The sequence below is a fragment of the uncultured Clostridium sp. genome, assembly GCF_934754915.1.
Classification (GTDB): Bacteria; Bacillota; Clostridia; order Clostridiales; family Clostridiaceae; genus Clostridium.
The window spans coordinates 1-1,888 of sequence record NZ_CAKVKB010000322.1 but is presented as its reverse complement, the minus strand read 5'-3'; the positions used below and the strand labels follow the sequence as shown (position 1 = coordinate 1,888).

Here is a 1,888-nt window from a genome sequence, read left to right as displayed (position 1 = left end):
GCCGACGCCATATTGACTATGTTCAGATTTAGAATCCACCCCCCATGTTCAAATTAAGAACATTTCCCAAACTAAATACCATTAATAAGAGTGAACTCTTCGTAAAATCCTAATTTTCTGAAGAGTTTTAAAAAATGCAAATGGCTCAACCATGCCATTTATTACAATTTCGCTTTTTGCAAAGGTCAGACTTTTAATAAAATATGGAGTTTTTCCAATAGAAGTTAAGTAATACTATTCAAAACTTCTCTAATTATTTCCCAACAACTTTAAGATTTTTGATGTCATCAAGTTCATTCTTTAATGTATTTATATCCTTATCATCATCATCGTTGCCAGTAGAATTGTTCTTATTCTCTATGCTAGTTGTAGCCTTACCTAAACATTGTTCTATTAAGAACTTATTAGCTTGATATCTAACCCTCTGATCGGTCTTTTGGCACGCCATTTGTTTCATATTATCAATGTAGGTGCAAACATCATTGGTTATTTTATCTTGTGCTGTCTTTTTAAGTTCACTTCTACGGGCTTCCAGCTCAGCCGTGATATTAGGTTTTCTTTTCCATTCGTAAATTGTTGATCTTGCAACATTTAATTTTCTTGCAATGTCTGATATATTCTCACCTGAAAGAATCATATCTATCATTTTATCTTGTTGAACTGTTATAATAATTGAATCCATAATGTCACCTCCTACAATACTACAATCTACAATACACTTATTCGCCCCATAGACAAGACTTAACTATATTCAATGTATAATTTTATCGTTAAACAAATTAACAGTCTTAAATCGCTTTTAAATTAACTTATAAAAAAGCAACTACATTAAATAAATAACATAGCTGCTTTAATATATTGGGGGTTAATTTAAATGAGAGGGCAAGAATTAATTGAAAGAGTAATTACTGCTGTCTTAATTAACTCTTTCAACAATACCATTATATTACCTGTAGAAGCATTGAAATAACTAACTTAGACTTATATTTTAATTAACAAATAAGTATGTTTTAAGTAAAAATTAATTAATCCAATTACTTAATTCATATATAATCTTTCTTCTCATTCTTATGCATGTGTCCTGGCTTATATTTAATTTAAATGCAATGCTAGTCCAACTTAATTTATCCTTACTAAAATATCTAAGCTCTACAAGTTTTCTTTCTTCTGATTCTAATAATTCAAGTGCATTATCAATAAGTTCTTTCTCAATGATCCTATTTTCTTTTTCTTTTCTTAACTGATCTATCTTACTTCTAATATGCTCATCACGTTTTATAACTTCATCTTCTACTGAAGAATGAAAAGCATTAGTTTGAGCTGACTTTTCATCATATGAAATTGCTTTTACAGATACATCATTCAATAATTGCTTTATTTTTATATCTGTAAGTTTATTTAACTTATCTATATCTTTATATCCATATAAATGTTTTTCAGTTAATTTAAACTTATCTTCCAAATCTAATTTCCTCCATATGTTTGATTTCAGATTCTAATTGTCTTTGCTCTGTTCTTAATTCATAAACTTTTGTCCAATACTTCTTTTTTACATTAATAAGAATCTGCTTTTTAATTTCTGTAACTCTATCTCTTTTTATCTGCAGCATATCAATTTTTATGTTAATCACCTCTTTTTATCTAGGTTACATTTTATTTGTAACCACTTAACACTAGTAATATCAATGGTTTAAGTACAAGTTACAAAAGTTACACTTTCTAAATTCTATGTGTACAACTTTATATAACACGTATATATCTTATATATATAATATATATATTTATATTTATGTAACTATGTAACTATATATATAAAAATGGCTTAACGGTGCGCATTTGCTCGGTTACATTTGGGTTACAAAAATGGTTACAAGTTACACTTTCAGCA

General features: G+C 27.7%; 3 protein-coding genes. All 3 read right to left on the bottom strand.

Going from position 1 to position 1,888, the window contains the following annotated elements:
• Positions 1–253: 253 nt before the first annotated feature.
• The 3 genes from Q0F58_RS19360 to Q0F58_RS19350 all read right to left on the bottom strand — a co-directional run bounded on the left by Q0F58_RS19360 (position 254) and on the right by Q0F58_RS19350 (position 1,631).
• Positions 254–682: a helix-turn-helix domain-containing protein gene (locus Q0F58_RS19360; protein ID WP_294379709.1), complete on the bottom strand. Its 429-nt coding sequence runs from the start codon at positions 680–682 to the stop codon at positions 254–256.
• A 339-nt stretch (positions 683–1,021) separates the two neighbouring features.
• Positions 1,022–1,462 carry a xanthine dehydrogenase gene (locus Q0F58_RS19355; RefSeq protein WP_294379707.1) on the bottom strand — a complete coding sequence of 147 codons (441 nt, stop codon included), beginning with the start codon at positions 1,460–1,462 and terminating at the stop codon, positions 1,022–1,024.
• Complete coding sequence (locus Q0F58_RS19350; RefSeq protein WP_294379706.1) at positions 1,452–1,631, bottom strand: hypothetical protein; 180 nt, start codon at positions 1,629–1,631, stop codon at positions 1,452–1,454. The genes Q0F58_RS19355 and Q0F58_RS19350 overlap by 11 nt, the downstream gene beginning before the upstream one ends.
• Between the last annotated feature and the right edge of the window lie 257 nt (positions 1,632–1,888).